We start from the raw sequence: 18,010 nt of genomic DNA, 5'->3' as shown, positions 1-18,010 counted from the left end.
CAGGTTATCTGTAAGACTTCAAGCATCAAGCGATCGCTCTTTCAATCAACCCTGCTGGAAGTGTCCCTATCCCCAGGCTTCAGCCTCTGGGCAGATTGCGCTGAAACTGCTCTACCAACTGGGCAAACTCCCGTACAGCTTTCTCAGACTGCTGTGCCGCAACCCAGCTAAAGTCATTGTGACCTGCTTCATCCACCCACAAAAAGCGCTTCGGTTCGTTAGCAGCCGCAAAAAGTTGCTCCCCGTGCCAAAAGGGAATCACTTCATCCCGCCTCCCGTGCATGACTAAGACTGGGCAACGCACCTTTTTAATCTTGTCGAGATTGCGGAACCTATCAAAGGGCACAATCGGGATGCGCGTCAGCACTCGAAACGCCGTAATAAACGCACTTTCCACAATTAAACCCGCAAGCGGTTGACGAGAAGCCAAATCCACCGCTGGCCCACTTCCCACCGAACGCCCATAGGCAATAATTCGATTCGGTGGCACACCCAGTTGCTGAGTCAGATAAGTATAAGCAGCGTCGATATCCCGATAAGAATTGCGCTCGGTAGGCGTTCCCTGACTGGTTCCATAACCGCGATAATCGTAGGCGAAGACAGCAAAGCCCATGTCCCGCAAACCTTGACGTACCGACAAGACATCAAATAAGTCTTCAGCGTTACCGTGACTATATAAAATTGTGTAAGTGGCATTGGGATTAGGCAGATAGGCTGCCGAGATTTGCACGCCATCCGCTGTGGTTAGCTTGAGAATCTCGCTACTGTCCCGATAGCTGGACGGCTGGGGCAAAAAAATCATCCTGTCGGAAAAGAAATAGGCGTAGAAGCAAAGAAAAGCGTAGATGAAGATGGCAGAGCGCATAAGTCTTTTAAGAGAAAATTCACCGAAAACCAGGCGTTTAAGCTTTTTCTTATCCATAATGTTTCTGATATTACGGTTTGAAGCTGTAAACTTAATGGCTGGTTAAAGCTATTTGAGCGCGTATTTGAGGAAGGAAGTGCAATGGCTCTGGAATATCCTGAAGACCTAAAATATTTGGATTCTCACGAGTATGTGCGACTGGAGGGTGAGATTGCCACAATTGGCATCAGCGCCTTTGCAATCGATCAGCTGGGCGATATTGTATTTCTGGATTTGCCAGAAATCGGCGACGCCCTCTCAAAGGGAGAGAGTTTTGGGACAATTGAATCGGTGAAAGCCGTTGAAGATATGTATGCCCCAGTCAGCGGGACAGTTATAGAACGCAATACTGCCATCTTGGAAGCTCCGGAACACGTATCGGAAGATCCTTACGGCGAAGGATGGTTTTTAAAAGTTCGGATTAACGACCCGGATGAGCTGGATGAGGCTTTATCGGCGGATGAGTATCGTTCGCAGGTGGAAGGAGAGTAGATCGGGACTTACACACTGAAAGCTTGAAGCCGAGATCCCCCTAACCCCCTATTTTTCGGACGAGCCGGAAAAGTCCCCTTTTTAAAGGCTACGGTGTACACACAAGTCTTCTTGAACTTGCAAGTCCCGTTTTGATCCCCCCTCTCCCCCCTATCCCCAGAGGGGACCCCGAATCCCCCCTTAAAAAGGGGGGAAATAAATGTCAAAGTCCCCCTTTTTAAGGGGGATGCAAGGGGGATCGATCAACGTTTTGCCACTTAACCAAAGATGTCTGTACACCGTAGCCTTTTAAAGGGGGATGCAAGGGGGATCTCTGCGTAAGTCCGATAAATAATTCCTTCCAAAATCTAAAATCTAAAATTGCAGTAACTTCGAGACGCGGCAAATCGGTGTTTCTACAGCGCCTGACCCCGAAAAATTATTGCAAAATATGAAATAGTCGCGTCTGGAGAGCAACCTGTGGTAATTTCGATCCCTCATACCGAGTCTAGCCGTCAGCATCTGCTCGAAGAAATGGGAGAGCCGATTTCTTTTGTACAGAGGCATATCGGCCCTAGCCCGGATGAAGTTCAGCAAATGCTTGAGGTATTGGGGATATCGGCCCTAGATGCCCTAATTGACCAAACGATTCCGCAGGCAATCCGGCGATCGCATTCTCTGAATGGAGCAACTGGGAAAACAGATTCGCTCCAGCTTCCCCCAGCCCAGAGTGAGTACGCAGCGCTGAGTCGATTGAAAGCGATCGCTTCCAAAAATCAGGTGTTTCGCTCCTTGATTGGCATGGGTTATTCCGACTGCATTACCCCGCCAGTCATTCAACGGAATATTTTAGAAAACCCTGGCTGGTACACCGCCTACACCCCTTATCAGCCAGAAATTGCCCAAGGGCGACTAGAAGCGCTGCTGAATTTCCAGACAATGATTATTGACTTGACAGGTCTGGAAATTGCCAATGCTTCCTTGCTTGATGAAGCAACCGCAGCCGCAGAAGCGATGACGATGAGTTATAGCCTCTGTAAAACCAAGGCGAACGCCTTTTTTGTCTCCAGCGCCTGCCATCCCCAAACGATCGAAGTATTGCAAACACGGGCAAGACCGCTGGGCATTAAGCTTATTGTCGGCGCTCATCAGAGCTTTGATTTTGAGCAGGCAATTTTTGGGGCAATCCTGCAATACCCCGCCACGGATGGCACGATTTACGATTATCGGGGTTTTGTCGAAAAAGCTCATGCAGCGGGTGCTTTAGTCACCGTGGCAGCAGATCCCTTGAGCCTAACTTTGCTGACACCACCGGGAGAATTTGGGGCAGATATTGCGGTAGGAAGCACTCAGCGCTTTGGAATCCCCCTGGGATATGGGGGACCTCATGCAGCCTACTTTGCTACCAAGGAAGAGTATAAGCGCCAGGTGCCGGGGCGAATTGTCGGAGTTTCCAAGGATGCCAACGGCAAGCCAGCGCTGCGTTTAGCGTTGCAAACCCGCGAACAGCATATCCGCCGCGATAAAGCGACCAGTAATATTTGTACCGCTCAAGTTCTCCTGGCGGTAATGGCGAGTATGTATGCCGTTTACCACGGGTCAGCGGGACTGAAAAAAATTGCCCAGAATATCCATCAGCTGACGGGCATTCTAGCGTCAGGATTGAAGCGGCTAGGGTACGGCATCAGTGCAGAGCAATTTTTTGATACGTTGCGGGTAGAGTTGGGCGATCGCACTCTCGAAGATATTCTCGCAGATGCCCAAGCTCGTCAGATTAACTTGCGGATTCTGGATGCAAATGCGGTCGGAATCAGCTTGGACGAAACCACAACCGTACAGGACTTGCAAGACTTATTTGAAATTTTCGCCGGAACCCATGAGTTGCCCTTTACGGTGGAAGAGTTGGGTAAGGGCGTAACCCCGTCCCTACAAGGGGAACCTTTTGCCCGTCAAAGCAGCTATTTAACTCATCCGGTCTTTAACCGCTATCACTCGGAAACTGAGTTATTGCGCTACTTGCACCGTCTAGAGGCGAAAGATTTGTCGCTGACAACATCGATGATTCCCTTGGGTTCATGCACGATGAAGCTGAATGCGACGGCGGAAATGATCCCGGTAACGTGGGCGGAATTTGGCAAAATTCATCCTTTTGCCCCCCCTTCGCAAACACGAGGTTATCAAATTCTGTTCCAGCAGCTTGAGGCGTGGTTAGCTGAAATCACCGGCTTTGCGGGCATTTCTCTGCAACCCAATGCCGGGTCTCAAGGCGAATATGCGGGACTGCTGGTAATTCGTCAGTATCACGAAAGTCGCGGGGAAGAACATCGGAATGTTTGTCTGATTCCCCAATCAGCCCACGGAACCAATCCTGCCAGTGCGGTAATGTGTGGGATGAAAGTGGTCGCGATCGCTTGCGACGATCGAGGCAATATTGATGTAGACGATCTCAAAGCGAAAGCTGAGAAGCATCGCAATGAACTCGCCGCCTTGATGGTGACATATCCCTCCACTCACGGCGTCTTTGAGGAACCGATTAAAGAAATCTGCAATATTGTCCACGCCAACGGCGGACAAGTTTACATGGACGGGGCAAATATGAACGCCCAAGTCGGCTTGTGCCGTCCCGGAGACTTCGGGGCAGATGTTTGTCACTTAAACTTGCACAAAACCTTCTGTATCCCCCACGGCGGCGGTGGGCCAGGAATGGGGCCAATTGGGGTAATGCCGCATCTTGTGCCATTTTTACCGGGGCACTCGGTTGTCCCAACTGGCGGCGAACAAGGCATCGGTGCCGTTGCAGCCGCGCCTTGGGGAAGTGCCAGCATCCTCCCCATTTCTTGGATGTACATCGCCATGATGGGGTCAGCAGGCTTAACAGAAGCGACAAAAGTAGCGATTCTCAATGCCAACTACATCGCCCGTCGCTTAGAAGCTTTCTATCCGGTTTTGTACAAAGGGCAGAATGGTTTGGTGGCGCACGAGTGTATTTTAGATTTGCGATCGCTTAAAAAGTCTGCGGGTATCGAAGTGGATGACATCGCCAAGCGTTTAATGGACTACGGTTTCCACGCCCCGACTGTATCTTGGCCTGTTGCGGGTACGGTGATGGTAGAACCCACAGAAAGCGAATCGAAGGAAGAACTGGATCGTTTCTGCGATGCGATGATTTCGATTCGTCAGGAAATTGCGGAAATTGAATCGGGTAAGATGGACGCTCAAGATAATGTCTTGAAGAACGCACCCCACACCGCAGAAGCCTTAATGACTTCCGAGTGGAATCATTCCTATTCCCGCGAACAAGCTGCTTATCCTGCGCCGTGGACGAGAGAACACAAGTTCTGGCCTACTGTCGGACGCATCGATAATGCTTTTGGCGATCGCAATTTTGTTTGCGCTTGTCTCCCGATGGAAGCTTATTCACAAGGCTAGTATTGTTTGAAAGAAAGGGCGATCGCACTTGCTAGTTGATGGTGAGTGCGATCGCATCTTTTTTATTTGACCGCGTTAGCGTAGCCATGCGAGGAAACGCTTTAGGCGCAGAGGACAAAGGAGGAAGAAAAGGGCGAAGAGCAATTTCTTGATAAATCCTCCCCTCGATGGTTTTATTCCTGAGTTATCTTAGAACCATCACAGCGTTTGGATGTTTTAAAAGCATTTCCTATGTCTAACGGACAACAGCAGCCTCAAGGGAAGCATTTGTTTAACACAGCGAATATCATCATAGCCCTGGTCTCGATGTTGGTAGGTGTCGGTAGCTTTGCGGTAGCTGTGGTTCTTGGTTTTCCGCCAGGGATATTTCCCCAACAAACCCGCTTTTCTTGCACCTTGCAACCTGATACAGAAAAGGGGGGTGAAGTGTGGACAGTAATGTATCGTACAGACAAGCAAACAAAGCCTTGGCTAAAGATGGTCAATAGCTTTGGTGATGACTGGGATACCCGGACACGGTGCGATACGATTTCCCAGCGGTTGGAAGGTTTTCGTGAAGACGGTTTAGTTGGGTTCAGTCATCGCTCCGATCCCAAAACACTCAATCAGTCGGTTATCTGTGCTATCACAAAGCTTGATCGCAACAATTGTAATTTGCTGGTGACGCTCAAACCTGGTGCGGACGGCTACGACTCTTTGCAACGGATGACTAAGGCTTTGAGGAATGGTACTACAGTTGACCAAGGCTCAGGTGTTGCAAGTAGTTCTGCTTTTTCTGGCTCTAATGAGGTTAATTTGGAAGCCCAGCAGCTAGCGGCAGAGGATCGCTAAACAAGAGCATCTGTAATATTATAGTTAGGCTTACTGGTTGGGTTTCCTTCCGTCAACCCAACCTACTAGCGCGTCTACCCTAAACTGCTGGGTTAGAAAAATCCCTAAAAGTGCCTTTTGACTGAATTCCGATAATTGCTGTACCCACTAAATTAGACTAGACACGACACTACTAGCGTGTCTAGTCTAATTTGTTGGGTAAAGTAATGCCTATAATCTTGGGAAATTTTGATTTGGCGAATTTTCTCAACCCAGCATTTTAGTCTAGACGCGACGCTACGATTAAAACTGTAATTATGCCCCAGAATAAATATTAATGCAGGAATTTAGTCAGGTGGCTAAGTTCCTGCTTATTTTGAGCGTCCCAATCGAGCCAGCAAGTCTTTGCGATTATTAATTGCTTCTTGGTTGTTGGGGTCAAATTTAATTGCTGTATTATAAGATTCAAGCGCTTCGTCATGCCGTTTTAACGGCTCAAGTGCAATGCCTCGGTTATCCCAAGCCATAGCATAGTTAGGTTTGATAGCAATTGCTTTGTCGAAAGAGGCAAGTGCATCTTCGTAGCGTTGCAAGTGTCCTAGGGCAGCGCCTCGGTTATTCCAAGCCGCCGCATCGTCAGCTTTGAGGGCAATTGCTTTGTCGTAAGAGGCGATTGCATCTTCGTAGCGTTGCAAGTTTCTTAAAGCAACGCCTCGGTTATTCCAAGCCGCCGCATCGTCAGCTTTGAGGGCAATTGCTTTATCGTAAGAGGCGATTGCATCTTCGTAGCGTTGCAACTTTCTTAAAGCATTGCCTCGGTTATTCCAAACCTCAGCATAGTCAGCTTTGAGGGCAATTGCTTTGTCGTAAGAAGCGATGGCATCTTCGTAGTGTTGCAAGTCCTGTAGGGCATTGCCTCGGTTATTCCAAGCCTCAGCATAGTCAGCTTTGAGGGCAATTGCTTTGTCGTAAGAAGCAACTGCATCTTCGTAGCGTTGCAACTTTTCTAGGGCAAGGCCTCGGTTATTCCAAATGTTAGCATCGTCAGGTTTGAGGGCAATTGCTTTGTCGAAAGAAGCGAGTGCATCTTCGTAGCGTTGCAACTCTCCTAGGGCAGCGCCTCGGTTATGCCAAGCATCAGTATAGTCAGGTTTGAGAGCAATTGCCTTGTCGTAAGAGGCAAGTGCATCTTCGTAGCTTTGTTTAATATAAAAATTATTGCCTTGATTACTGAAATCCAATGCTTTTAGGGTAGCCTCTACCTGTGTGGGAACTTGGGCAACATTTGCCACATAAATATTAATGGGGATACCCCATTTAAAAGTACCGACTGCATCGCCATTACTTGAGTTAATGCCCGTTGAAGACTGCTGTTGTGGTGGTGGTTCTTCCCCTTTGAGTTCAGCAAGTCCAGTTAGTTCTATATCGGTGATTCCGTGAACTGCCACCACTTCCCCTGCTGCATTCATCACCGGACCGCCACTCATCCCCGCTGCTGTGATTGCTGTGTAAGAAATGCCGTAGCCTTCACTTTGGCTGTCAATTCGTGACACCATACCAGTAGCAAACTGCTTTGCCAAACTACTGCCAGGAAAACCAGTGATATAGATGCTGTCTCCTAAATTTACTTTGTCAGAGTTACTGATCCTGAGTGTTTTATAGGAGCAATTTCCACTATCAGGCTTGAACGTCACAACTGCTAAATCCTGCTTAGGAAAGCGTTTGATACTGGTAATGCTGGCACCTTTCCAAAGTTTTTGGTCGGGGGTTTGCAGTTGCAATTTAGCGCTGGGTGGTACCACATGACGCACGGTGAGTACGGTGCAAACTTCCTTGTTTTCCCCGGATATGATAAATCCCGTACCTTGCCCCGGTTTATCTTCATAGTTAATTAAAACTACACTTTCCCCGGCTTGCCTGCCAATCTCTCCCGGTGACTTAGCACCGTCACACCCAGACATTAATAAAGTGATAAAGCCAGAAGCAACGAACCAGCGCCAAAATATCATGCTGCACTTACAGAACTCAATAAAGCAAGCTGAAAAGACTTAATTACTATTGTGGCAGTAAAAATCTATCTTGGGGAAGAGGAAAATTACCGATATAGTGAATGACGACGTAGAGCTACACTGGAGTCAATCTAGCTTAAGTTATGATTGCCTACAAGCAATTAATCCTATGACGAGGAATTCATCAAATCAACGACCAATTTTGACAATCGCGCGATCGCCTGTAGATTTACTCTTGGATGTGGTAGCGATCGCAGGCATTCTTTTACTACTCTTGCTTACTTTCCAATCTTGGGCAACTTTACCTAATACTATTCCTGTACATTTTGATATTGCAGGTAAACCAGATGCTACGGGTAGTAAAGCTATTATTTTGCTATTTCCAGGTTTGAGTATTGTACTTTATCTACTATTTACCTTTTTGCGACGTTCTCCGCATACATTTAATTATCCTTGGGCAATTACAGAAGAAAATGCCTTCCGCCAATATGAAATAGCGATTCAATTAATGAATTGGCTGAGGACAGAAGTTATCTTGCTTTTCACATACATAGAATGGCAGATGATTCAAGTGGCTTTGGACAAATCAACAGGTTTGGGAGTAGCATTTTTGCCGATATTTGTCATAGTTATTTTTGGTACTGTTGGCATTTACTTTTGGCAAGCATATCAAGCGCGTTAGTTAAGCTATATACTAGGCGATTATAAATCGCAGCTACACAGACAAAGTCCGCCGTCGCGGACTGATAAATTGAAACCCGCGTAGGCGGGTTTTGTATGTATAGCCGCGAATTCTATTCGCCAAGGCGTTTATCTAATAATTGAAACCCGCACAGGCAGGTTTTATATGTATAGCCGCAAATTCTATTTGCGAGGACATTTATCAAACTTTACCCCGCAATGCCTCTAATTCTTCTCGTAAAGATAGCGGGGAATATCCTAATTCAAAAGCCTTGGAACTATCTAAAGAAACATCCGTTGGTCTTAGCGCAGCCATTTTCATATCTTCTTGTCGGCAAGATTTAAGCCCCGCTTCAGGAAGTTGCAATACTTCCACTAATAAGCGTCCAAACTCATAGCGCGATATCCGCTCTTTCCCACCTAAATGAAGGCGTCCGTCTACTTTTTCCAATGCCAGTAAAAGCCCTTTTGCTGCTGTTGTTCCGCTAACTGGCGTGCGGAATTCATCGATAAATAAACTTAATTCTTTACCCTCTCTCAGCATTTGGATAAATGGCTGCATAAAACTCGTGGCGGTAGGCGTTGCCATCCCAAACATTAAAGGCATCCGGCAAACAGCAGTCATCGGATAACGTTCTAACATGCCTTCTTCCGCCATTACTTTTTGTTCCCCGTAAACATTGACAGGAGATACGGGAGCTGTTTCCCCATAGGGAGGGTTTAAACCATCGAAAACTAAGTCAGTTGAAGTGAAAACGCAAGGAATCGAAGCATCCGCACAAAGTCCCGCAATATTACAAGATGCGGTGACATTAATTGGGTAGGATTCATCAGGATATTGTTGGCAAAAATTAGGTTGCGATCGCGCGGCGGTATGAATCACTCCATCCGGCTGAATCTCTTGGAACAGATGCTTGAGTTCCTGAAAATCCTTTAACTCAACTTTCAGCAAATTTACGCCAGGAATCTCTAGAGAATGAGAAAAATAAGTTCCATAAACGTCCCATTCTGGTTGTGCTAGCTGGCAAAGATGCCATCCTAAAAAACCACTGGCACCTGTAATTAAGAGTTTTTTCATCGGATTCCCAAACCTGTCATATAAGCCCACAAGCTTCAGCCAAGGGCTAAACCAACCAAGCCTGCGATCGCTCAGGCAAAAATTGGAAGCGTCAACCGCAGCCAAAGCCCACGAAAGCCGCACCCTTAAAGGTGATGGCTGCTAACTTAGAACAAAAGCATCGTAGCTCATCCTTTAAGATACTAAGGGCAGTTTTGTAGAACCTGACCCTTGGTGTATCGTTCATCACTTGTGAGTACGCGCTATGCAGTGGCTAAGCGAGCGATCGCTCATGGCAGTCCCGACGGTCACAGGCAGCGAGAATCAGGGAAATGTTGCTGAATTAGTAATTTTTCTGATCGTCTTGTTGTTGGTTGCCACAGGAGTTGCCTTACTATCTCGACGATTTCGGATTCCCTACATTACAGGGTTAGTATTGGCAGGGTTAGCGATTACAGAGCTTTTGCCAGGTCGCATCCGTCTCGATTCCTCTCTGATTTTTAATCTTTTTTTGCCGATTCTACTGTTTGAATCGGCAATTAATACCGACGTCAGTCGTCTACGCAGCACATTTAAACCCATTGCCTTATTAGCAGGAGTGGGATTTCCCTTCTGCGCTGCCATCACCTCAGTCTTGCTGAAACTAGAACTCGGCTTAGATTGGGTTCCCGCCTTGCTGGTTGGGGTTATTTTGTCAATTACAGACACCGCTTTAGTCATTGCGGTTTTCAAGGAAGTATCTGTTCCCCACCGACTGGTTACGCTCGTAGAAGGTGAAAGCTTAGTCAACGATGATGTGGCGCTGGTTTTATTTAGCCTAATCTTGACTGCAAATTCAACCGGCTCATTAACGCCCCTCGATGTCGTACAAGCATTTTTGTTCGTAATTGTCGGCGGAATCTTAGTTGGCTTAGCCTTGGGCTATCTCAGTATTGGTTTATTTAGCCAAGCAGACGATCCTCTCAGCGTGATTCTACTCACGGTTGCCGTAGCGCTGGGAGCCTTTCAACTAGGCGAATTTTTCCACGTATCCGGCGTGGTTGCGGTTGTGGTGGCAGGACTGATTGTGGGCAACTTGGGGGTTTCTCGCAGTACCTCTGCTTCCACTCAAGTCACCTTGTTCAGCTTCTGGGAATTCGCCGGGTTTGGTGTCAATACCTTTATTTTCTTACTCATTGGCTTAGAGATTAATCTCATCACCCTTTGGCAGACGCTTCCAGCCGTTCTTCTCGCACTGATTGCCTACCAAGTCGGGAGGGCGCTCACCGTTTATCCACTTTTAGACTTAGTGCGTTTTTTTGACAAACCCATTCCGGTGAAATGGCGGCACGTTCTCTTTTTGGGCAATATTAAAGGCTCGCTTTCGACTGCCTTGGCGTTAAGCTTACCGGCTAATTTGCCAGGACGAGATAAGCTGGTTGTGATTGTCTTAGGGATTGTGCTGCTGTCGTTAGTAGGACAGGGAGTAAGTTTACCGGGGTTTGTACGCCGTTTAAAGCTCGATCGCCATTCCGAATCACGGCAGCAGATTGAAGAATTGCAAGCTCAATTGATGACATCCAAAGCAGCGCAGGATGAATTGGAGAGCCTCCTGAAATCGGGAGTTTTACCAAAATCAATCTACGAAGAGATGCGAGCAGCTTATCAGGTGCGAGTGGCAGCTTCTGAAAGAACGTTGCGGGAGATATATAATCAGCGTCCCGAAGACTCTGCTGATGAAAGTAGCGATCGCCTAAAATTAGACACGATTCGTCGGCAATTACTATTGGCAGAGAAGCAGGTACTCAATGACGCCCTCCGCAGGCGAATTCTCTCAGAAGAAGTCGTACAAGAACGCATCAAAACCATTAACGAGCAACTTCTAAGTTTGGAAGATGACTAGAACACAACCCTAAGAAATCAATCACTTGATGTAACTTTTCCGATTTCGTAACAACTAGCACGGTTGCTCCCGCCTCTAACACTGTCTTTCCATTTGGAATGACGAGATCGGTGTGGGAATGGGATTGATAGCCAATAATTAAAGAACCCGTGGGAAATCGAGAATCCTGAGCGACTTGTGACACGGTATGTCCCGCAATGTCAGACTCCGGTGGAACTTTGAGTTTGAAGACTTCTACCTGACCCTGCTCAAAGTGCATCATCGATTCCACTTGGGGATATTCGATCGCATTTACCATTGTGGTCACGGCTAGGTCAACCGTACTGATGACATGATGCGCTCCGGCAATCCGATAAGGTTCGGCAAAATCACCTTGGCGCATCCGAGTCACGATATGGGAAACCCCATAGTGCTTGGCAAGTGTCACCATTGCCAGATTTAAAGCATCATCGCGGAGGGCAGCAACAACCGCATCTGCCTTGCGAATTCCAGCCTCTATTAGCACTTGCGTACTGACGGCACTGCCTTCAAAAGCCATCGCTCCGACTTGTTCGCGAGCATACCGGCAGGCGGTGGGATCGGTATCGATGACGGCAATCGTGTGTCCTAATTCTACTAATTGTTGGGCTAAGTCTAGCCCGACCAGTCCGGCTCCACCAATCAATACATACATGGCTCACCTCTGTTGCAGGTATTTACGTCTGACCCTCAAAATCTACAGTGTAGTTGCTGGCGATGAAAGTCGTAAATTATCCAAATTGTTAATCAGGGCGATCGCGTTTTTGAATTTAGATCAACTCTCGACGCAGCGATCGCCCCTTGGGAAAGCGCCTATCTACCAATGGGAGCCAGTTTCCTGGTTTCGAGGCTCAGCGTGAAGAATTTGGATGCCGGAGTATCCCAGCTGCTCCCAGCTTTACATCACTGCTTCTTTAACACACTTAGCAACAGCTTTATTGACTTCAAAGACTTCTTCATCTGGAGTTGTCTGAGTATTTGCACTCAGACAACTCCATTTACCTTAGACGACTGTAAAGGAAGAACTGGTGAGGGTGTTGGCTTGCACCCAGTTGAGGGATGCTAAGATTTCACCACTATTCTTATCGCTAATTTGGGTGAAAATGTCGTCCCCGTTGCTGCCTTGGGTAATTGACAAGGAGCCAAAGGTTAGACCACCGGATAATCCAATTAAATCTTGACCTACAGTAAAGTTCTCGATGGTGTCAGTTCCCGTTCCCAATCCGAGTATGAACTTGTCGCTGCCACCGCCGCTAATCAATGTATCGTTGCCAGCGCCACCGTAGAGGATATTGTCGCCTTCTCCGGCGTTGATGATATCGTTGCCTGCTCCAGCGTAGATAATATCGTTGCCCGCTCCAGCGTAGATAATATCGTTGTCCGCTCCAGCATAAATCGTATTGTTGCCATCAGCAGCATCGATAAAGTCATTGCCAGCGCCAGCTACAATCAAATCGTCGCCAGCTTCGGCATAGAGAAAATCTTGACCGCTGCCGCTATAGAGCGTATTGTTTCCTGCTCCAGCCTGAACAGTATTATTGCCAGCACCAGCATCGATAAAATCATCACCAGCGCCAGTTTCGATCAAGTCGTTGCCAGCTTCGGCGTTGATAATATCTTTGCCAGCGCCAGTGTAGATAGTGTTGTTACCGGAACTGGCAAAAATTGTGTTATCGCCATCGGCAGCATCGATAATATCGTCGCCTGCGCCAGACTCGATTAAATCATTGCCATTTCCAGCATCAATGAGGTCGTTACCCGATCCGGAATATAGCTGGTTGTTACCATCCCCAGCTTCAAGGATATTATTGCCATCGCCAGCATGCAGGATGTCATCACCTGCACCAGCGTACAACTCATCGTTGCCCGCTCCCGCAGATAGCTGATTGTTGCCTTCATCGGCAAAGAGTTTGTTGTTGCCTTCACCGCCGTCTAAAATGTCGTTGCCAGCACCGCTTTGCAGCAAGTCGTCACCGTCACCGCCGTAAAGTTTATTGTTGCCTTCGCCAGCGGTGAGGATGTCGTTGCCACCTTTGCCATAGAAGGTGTCATCACCTAAACCGCCAATCAGGATGTCGTCTTGGGAACCGCCATAGATGGTGTTATTGCCATCTCCCGCGTACATTTCGTTTTTGCCGTCGCCGCCGTCGAGGATGTCGTCACCAGCCCCTGCCTCTAGGTAGTCGTCGCCGTCACCACCGTATAAGGCATTGTTGCCTTCATCAGCTTTGAGGATGTCGTTCCCGTTGCCACCTTTTAAGATGTCATTACCAAAGCCAGTTTCTAAGTAGTCGTTGCCATCCCCACCATCTAGAGTGTTATCCCCATTTCTGGCTAAGAGGGTGTCATCGCCTGCGCCGCCATCCATCGTGTCGTTACCATCGCCAGCGTCAAGCAGGTCGTTCCCATTGCCGCCGCTTAAGGTATTATTGCCTTCTCCGGCGTAGAGTAAATCGTTGTCATTACCACCATCGAGGGTGTCGCTGCCTTCCTCTCCGTGGAGTTCATCTTCGCCGTCGCCACCACTCAGGGAATCATCTCCAGCACCAGCAAGTAAGTAGTCTTTGCCTGCATCTCCTTGCATGGTATCGTTACCGTCACCGCCTTCCAAGCGATCGTCTCCGCTACCTGCGATCAGGGTATCGTTACCATCTTGACCTGTGAGGAAGTCGTTGCCTTCTCCTGCGTCTAGGTTATCGTTGCCAGAACCACCTTCGAGCCAATCAATTCCGGCTTGTCCTTTGAGGATATCGTCGCCGTCTCCACCATAGAGGTAATCATCTCCCTCTCCAGCATCAAGGGTGTCGTTACCGTCTTGCCCGTAGAGTAGGTCGTTACCGTCTCCTGCGTCTAGGTTATCGTTGCCAGAACCACCTGCGAGCCAATCAATTCCGGCTTGTCCTTTGAGAATATCGTCACCGTCTCCACCATAGAGGTAATCATCCCCCTCTCCAGCATCGAGAGTGTCGTTACCGTCTTGTCCGTAGAGTAGGTCGTTGCCGTCTCCTGCGTCTAAATTGTCGTTGCCAGTGCCACCATCGAGGTTGTCGTTGCCAGCTTGAGCAATCAGAGTATCGTCATCGTCACCACCCCAAAGCTCATCGTTGCCTTCTCCTGCTTCTAGGTAATCGTTGCCGTCTTCACCGTAGAGGTAGTCGTTGCCTTCTCCTGCGATTAGCTGGTCATTGCCGGAACCACCGTCGAGTTTGTCATCTCCGGTTTCACCTAGTAGGAGATCGCTTCCGTCACCGCCGTTGAGGGAATCATTGCCTATGCCACCATACACTTCATCGTTACCGCCTTCGCTGAAGATGGTGTCATTGCCAGCTTCGCCGTAAACTTTATCATTACCGTCTCTAGCTTCAACATAGTCATCACCATCTCCAGATGTGATGATGTTGACACCAGCATCACCGTAGATGAAATCGCTGAAGGCAGAACCAACAACATTCTCAAAGCCATCAACTCGGTCAAAACCGCCAAAACCATCTCTGGCTTCGGTCTTTTCGAGGCTGACGTAAACACCGCCTAAGTCGCGGCGGAAGCTGACGATATCAATGCCATCACCGCCTTCAAGCTGGTCATTGCCGCCACTGCTAACAATGATGTCGTCTCCTGTACCTGCCTGGATGTGGTTATCGACAAAGTTGCCAATTAAGATGTCGTTGTAGTTAGAGCCAATAATATTCTCTAGTCCAGTCAGGCTGTCTTTGTCTCCAAATCCATCTTTGGCTGCTCCAGTATCTATGTCAAAGTTAACTTCGAGATCGAATACCCCTGGTTGCTGTTGATTTCCGTAGCTGCTGCTTTCATCAATGTTGGCGATAACGCCACTGGGAGAGTTGCTGTAATCTACAGTGTCTACACCATCGCCGCCACTAATGCGATCGCTACCACTTTCTCCCCGAATGAAGTCATCGCCATCATCGCCGTTGAGTGTATCTGCGCCTTCGTTACCGTAGAGTTCGTCGTTGCCAGCGTCACCGTGAAGAGTGTCATCTCCAGTTTCACCGCGTAAAATATCAACGGCATCACCGCCAGATAACTCATCGTTACCATCGCCACCAAATAGCAGATCCTCTCCTGTGTCGCCGGAAAGCCTGTCATTACCTTCTTCACCAAAAAGGCGATCGCTACCAGCACCGCCATCTATGGTGTCATCGCCTGTACGACCATACAATTCGTCATTATCGTCACCACCTGAAAGCGAATCATTGCCGATACCACCATCTAGATAATCCGTTCCTGCTGAACCTTGAAGTTGGTCGTTGCCCTCTTCACCAAAAAGGCGATCGCTACCAGCACCGCCATCTATGGTGTCATCACCTGTACGACCGTACAATTCGTCATTATCGTCACCACCTGAAAGCGAGTCATTGCCGATGCCACCGTCTAGATAATCCGTCCCTGCTGAACCTTGAAGTTGGTCGTTGCCCTCTTCACCGAAAAGGCGATCGCTACCACTACCACCATCAAGGTAATCATCACCAGTGCGACCATATAACGCATCAGTGTTATCTCCTCCGAAGAGGCGATCACTGCCAGTACCACCATCCAGGGTATCATTACCAGTCTGACCGTAGAGTTGGTCGTTACCTTCGCCTGCGTTTAGCTTGTCATTGCCGGAACCACCATCGAGGATATCATTACCGATGTTTCCTTCTATGTAGTCTTCACCACTACTGCCATAAAGTTGATCATCTTCACCTTCACCAAACACACTGTCATTGCCGGAACCGCCACTGATGAAGTCGTTTCCAGAGCGTCCGTAAAGTGTATCGTTGCCTATTTCGCCGTAAACAGTATCGTTACCGTTATCACCAGAGATAATATCGTTGCCTAAACCAGCATATACAGTGTCATCATCATCTCCACCATATATTTCGTCGTCATAGGATGCCACTGAGTTCAAGCTAGCTGCGTTTAGTTTAACAGTATGGGAGCTAAAACTACTTGATTGACCTCTGAAACTATTTGAGCTAACAGCATTGGGTAAGATAATTACGTCATTTGGATCAGCAGTTATACTGTCTTCTTTCCTATCACCATAAATGGTGTCTTTTCCGGAAGCTCCGCTAATAGTGTCTCGACCTACACCTCCGTAGATTGTATCGTTACCAATTCCTCCATAAAGTTGGTCGTTACCATCCAAACCATTTATGGTGTCATTTCCCTCGCTTCCGTCAATCCAATTGTTTTGGTTGTTACCTATAATCTCATCCCTAAAACGGGAGCCAAGAACTCTTTCAATGTTCTTTAGAGTATCTGTGTCACCGTAGCCATCAATTGCCTCTCCCCTATCCAAATAAACTCTGACACCCCCGCGTTCTGAATTTTCTACGTCATCGTAGTAACTGACGGTGTCGGAACCTATGCCACCATCCAAGATGTCATTACCAGCACGACCAACCAGCCGATCATCTCCCGTTGAGCCTTCAATTTTGTTAGCTTCCTTATTGCCAACTAAGACATCGTTGTATTTAGACCCAATAATATTTTCCAGATTGCTAAGCGTGTCAGTAAAGCTTACTGGACTATCGTCCAAATTAACAATGTTGGCAGGTAATTCCTTAGCTTGGTCTGCTGAGACAGTTACATTGGAGGGGTCGTTGTAGTCGCGTCCGTTGTCAATATTAACAACAACAGAACCCAAAGCATGTTTGTAACTAACAGTGTCAGATGAGGAACCACCATCAATTGTCTCGTTGCCAAGAGTTCCGCTAATTAAGACATCAGAACCATCTTCCCCGTAGAGGTAATTATTGCCAAAAAAACCGTCAAGGGTATCATCACCTATCCCGCCTTTTAGCGTGTCGTTACCTTTCCCGCCCCATAAATCATCTTTATCTTCGTCACCCCATAGCTCATCATCGCCTCCAGCACCGTGTAAGATATCGTTTCCCTTACCACCGTGGAGTTTGTCACCAATAATATCGTCACTGATGTCGTCAATCGTAGCGCTAAATAGTTGATCGTTATCGTCATCACCCCACAGCTCATCTTTACCTTTGACACCGAAGAGTATATCTTCACCCTCATTGCCGTGGAGCTTGTCGTTGCCAGTTTCGCCAACTCCATCACCAACTAGGAAATCGTTATTATCGTCGCCCCACAGTTCGTCATCACCGTTGTTGCCAAAGAGTCGGTCATCGTTATTTCCACCGTGAAGCTTGTCGTTCCCATCTTGACCAAACAAAATATCGTTATTAGCGTCGCCCCACAACTCGTCTTGATCGCCACCACCGAACAGTTCATCGTCTCCTTCACCACCGTAGAGTTTGTCATCTCCAGCATCGCCGCTTAATAAATCACTGCCACCATTGCCCCGCAAAATATCTATACCATCCTTGCCAAACACCGTATCGTTCCATCCCCAACCATCAAAGTTATCCGATCCGTCAGTCGTCCAAGGCCATAAAATCCCACCTGCCATTGCCTGTTCTCCTAGATATAGATGAAATGTATTGTGAATGTTGCCTTACGTAAGTTCACTTAGTGAGGCACTGCTTCCGTTGCCGTGATCGCTTTTGTGTTGTATTCGTTGCTTTGCTTAGGTGAAGGAGGAGGATGCGATCGCATCCTCCTCCTTCACCTAACCCGCGATCGCTTTCACCTCTCGCTCAGCCTCACGCCGCGAGTTTTGTACAAAACGCCGTTTTTGTTACAAAATTTTACAAAAAAGCTAAAAGCAACTAAAGCGCGATCTCTTCTCAGTAGAACTCCCGATCTGGTTTAAAAAACCATGTAGA

The 18,010-nt window shown here is 47.8% G+C and carries 10 protein-coding genes; 5 read left to right on the top strand and 5 right to left on the bottom strand.

The genetic code is table 11. The annotated features are described in order from the left end of the window. Window positions 1-79: 79 nt before the first annotated feature. Entirely contained in the window at window positions 80-922 is an 843-nt protein-coding gene (locus tag NDI33_RS14875; RefSeq protein ID WP_190679119.1) for an alpha/beta hydrolase, read from the bottom strand. Window positions 923-1,006: 84 nt separating this feature from the next. Between NDI33_RS14875 and gcvH the strand changes: the two genes are divergently transcribed. From gcvH to NDI33_RS14860, 3 genes are all read left to right on the top strand, one after another. After that, window positions 1,007-1,396 carry a glycine cleavage system protein GcvH gene (gcvH, locus tag NDI33_RS14870; RefSeq protein ID WP_190679117.1) on the top strand — a complete coding sequence of 130 codons (390 nt, stop codon included), beginning with the start codon at window positions 1,007-1,009 and terminating at the stop codon, window positions 1,394-1,396. Window positions 1,397-1,855: 459 nt separating this feature from the next. Further along, the gene (gene gcvP / locus NDI33_RS14865) at window positions 1,856-4,804 is read left to right on the top strand and encodes an aminomethyl-transferring glycine dehydrogenase (protein WP_190679115.1); all 2,949 of its coding nucleotides are present in this window, start codon (window positions 1,856-1,858) and stop codon (window positions 4,802-4,804) included. A 231-nt stretch (window positions 4,805-5,035) separates the two neighbouring features. Beyond that, the gene (locus NDI33_RS14860; RefSeq protein WP_190679113.1) at window positions 5,036-5,635 is read left to right on the top strand and encodes a COP23 domain-containing protein; all 600 of its coding nucleotides are present in this window, start codon (window positions 5,036-5,038) and stop codon (window positions 5,633-5,635) included. 350 nt (window positions 5,636-5,985) lie between these two features. Here the strand turns inward: NDI33_RS14860 and NDI33_RS14855 are convergent, their stop codons facing one another. Then, window positions 5,986-7,623: a tetratricopeptide repeat-containing serine protease family protein gene (locus NDI33_RS14855; RefSeq protein ID WP_199302621.1), complete on the bottom strand. Its 1,638-nt coding sequence runs from the start codon at window positions 7,621-7,623 to the stop codon at window positions 5,986-5,988. 169 nt (window positions 7,624-7,792) lie between these two features. Here NDI33_RS14855 and NDI33_RS14850 point away from each other — a divergent pair, with 169 nt between their 5' ends. Further along, window positions 7,793-8,305: a DUF1648 domain-containing protein gene (locus NDI33_RS14850; protein ID WP_190679111.1), complete on the top strand. Its 513-nt coding sequence runs from the start codon at window positions 7,793-7,795 to the stop codon at window positions 8,303-8,305. Between the two features lie 201 nt (window positions 8,306-8,506). Here NDI33_RS14850 and NDI33_RS14845 read toward each other — a convergent pair whose 3' ends face one another. Continuing rightward, window positions 8,507-9,382 (bottom strand): NAD(P)-dependent oxidoreductase, encoded by an 876-nt coding sequence (locus tag NDI33_RS14845; protein ID WP_190679154.1) that lies wholly within the window; start codon window positions 9,380-9,382, stop codon window positions 8,507-8,509. A 271-nt stretch (window positions 9,383-9,653) separates the two neighbouring features. On the opposite strand from NDI33_RS14845, the gene NDI33_RS14840 reads away from it, so the two are divergent. After that, window positions 9,654-11,243, top strand: a complete 1,590-nt coding sequence (locus NDI33_RS14840) for a Na+/H+ antiporter (RefSeq protein ID WP_347275954.1) — start codon at window positions 9,654-9,656, stop codon at window positions 11,241-11,243. Here the strand turns inward: NDI33_RS14840 and NDI33_RS14835 are convergent. Further along, complete coding sequence (locus tag NDI33_RS14835; protein WP_190679108.1) at window positions 11,209-11,916, bottom strand: TrkA family potassium uptake protein; 708 nt, start codon at window positions 11,914-11,916, stop codon at window positions 11,209-11,211. The genes NDI33_RS14840 and NDI33_RS14835 overlap by 35 nt on opposite strands. 348 nt (window positions 11,917-12,264) lie before the next feature. Further along, on the bottom strand, window positions 12,265-17,694 hold the full coding sequence (locus NDI33_RS14830) for a calcium-binding protein (RefSeq protein WP_190679106.1): 5,430 nt from the start codon (window positions 17,692-17,694) through the stop codon (window positions 12,265-12,267). Window positions 17,695-18,010: the final 316 nt, after the last annotated feature.

The sequence above is a fragment of the Trichocoleus sp. DQ-A1 genome (genome assembly GCF_039961955.1).
In the GTDB taxonomy this organism is placed as follows: domain Bacteria; phylum Cyanobacteriota; class Cyanobacteriia; order Cyanobacteriales; family FACHB-T130; genus FACHB-T130.
The sequence above is the reverse complement of the archived record's forward strand: the minus strand, read 5'-3'. Positions and strand labels throughout refer to the sequence as shown.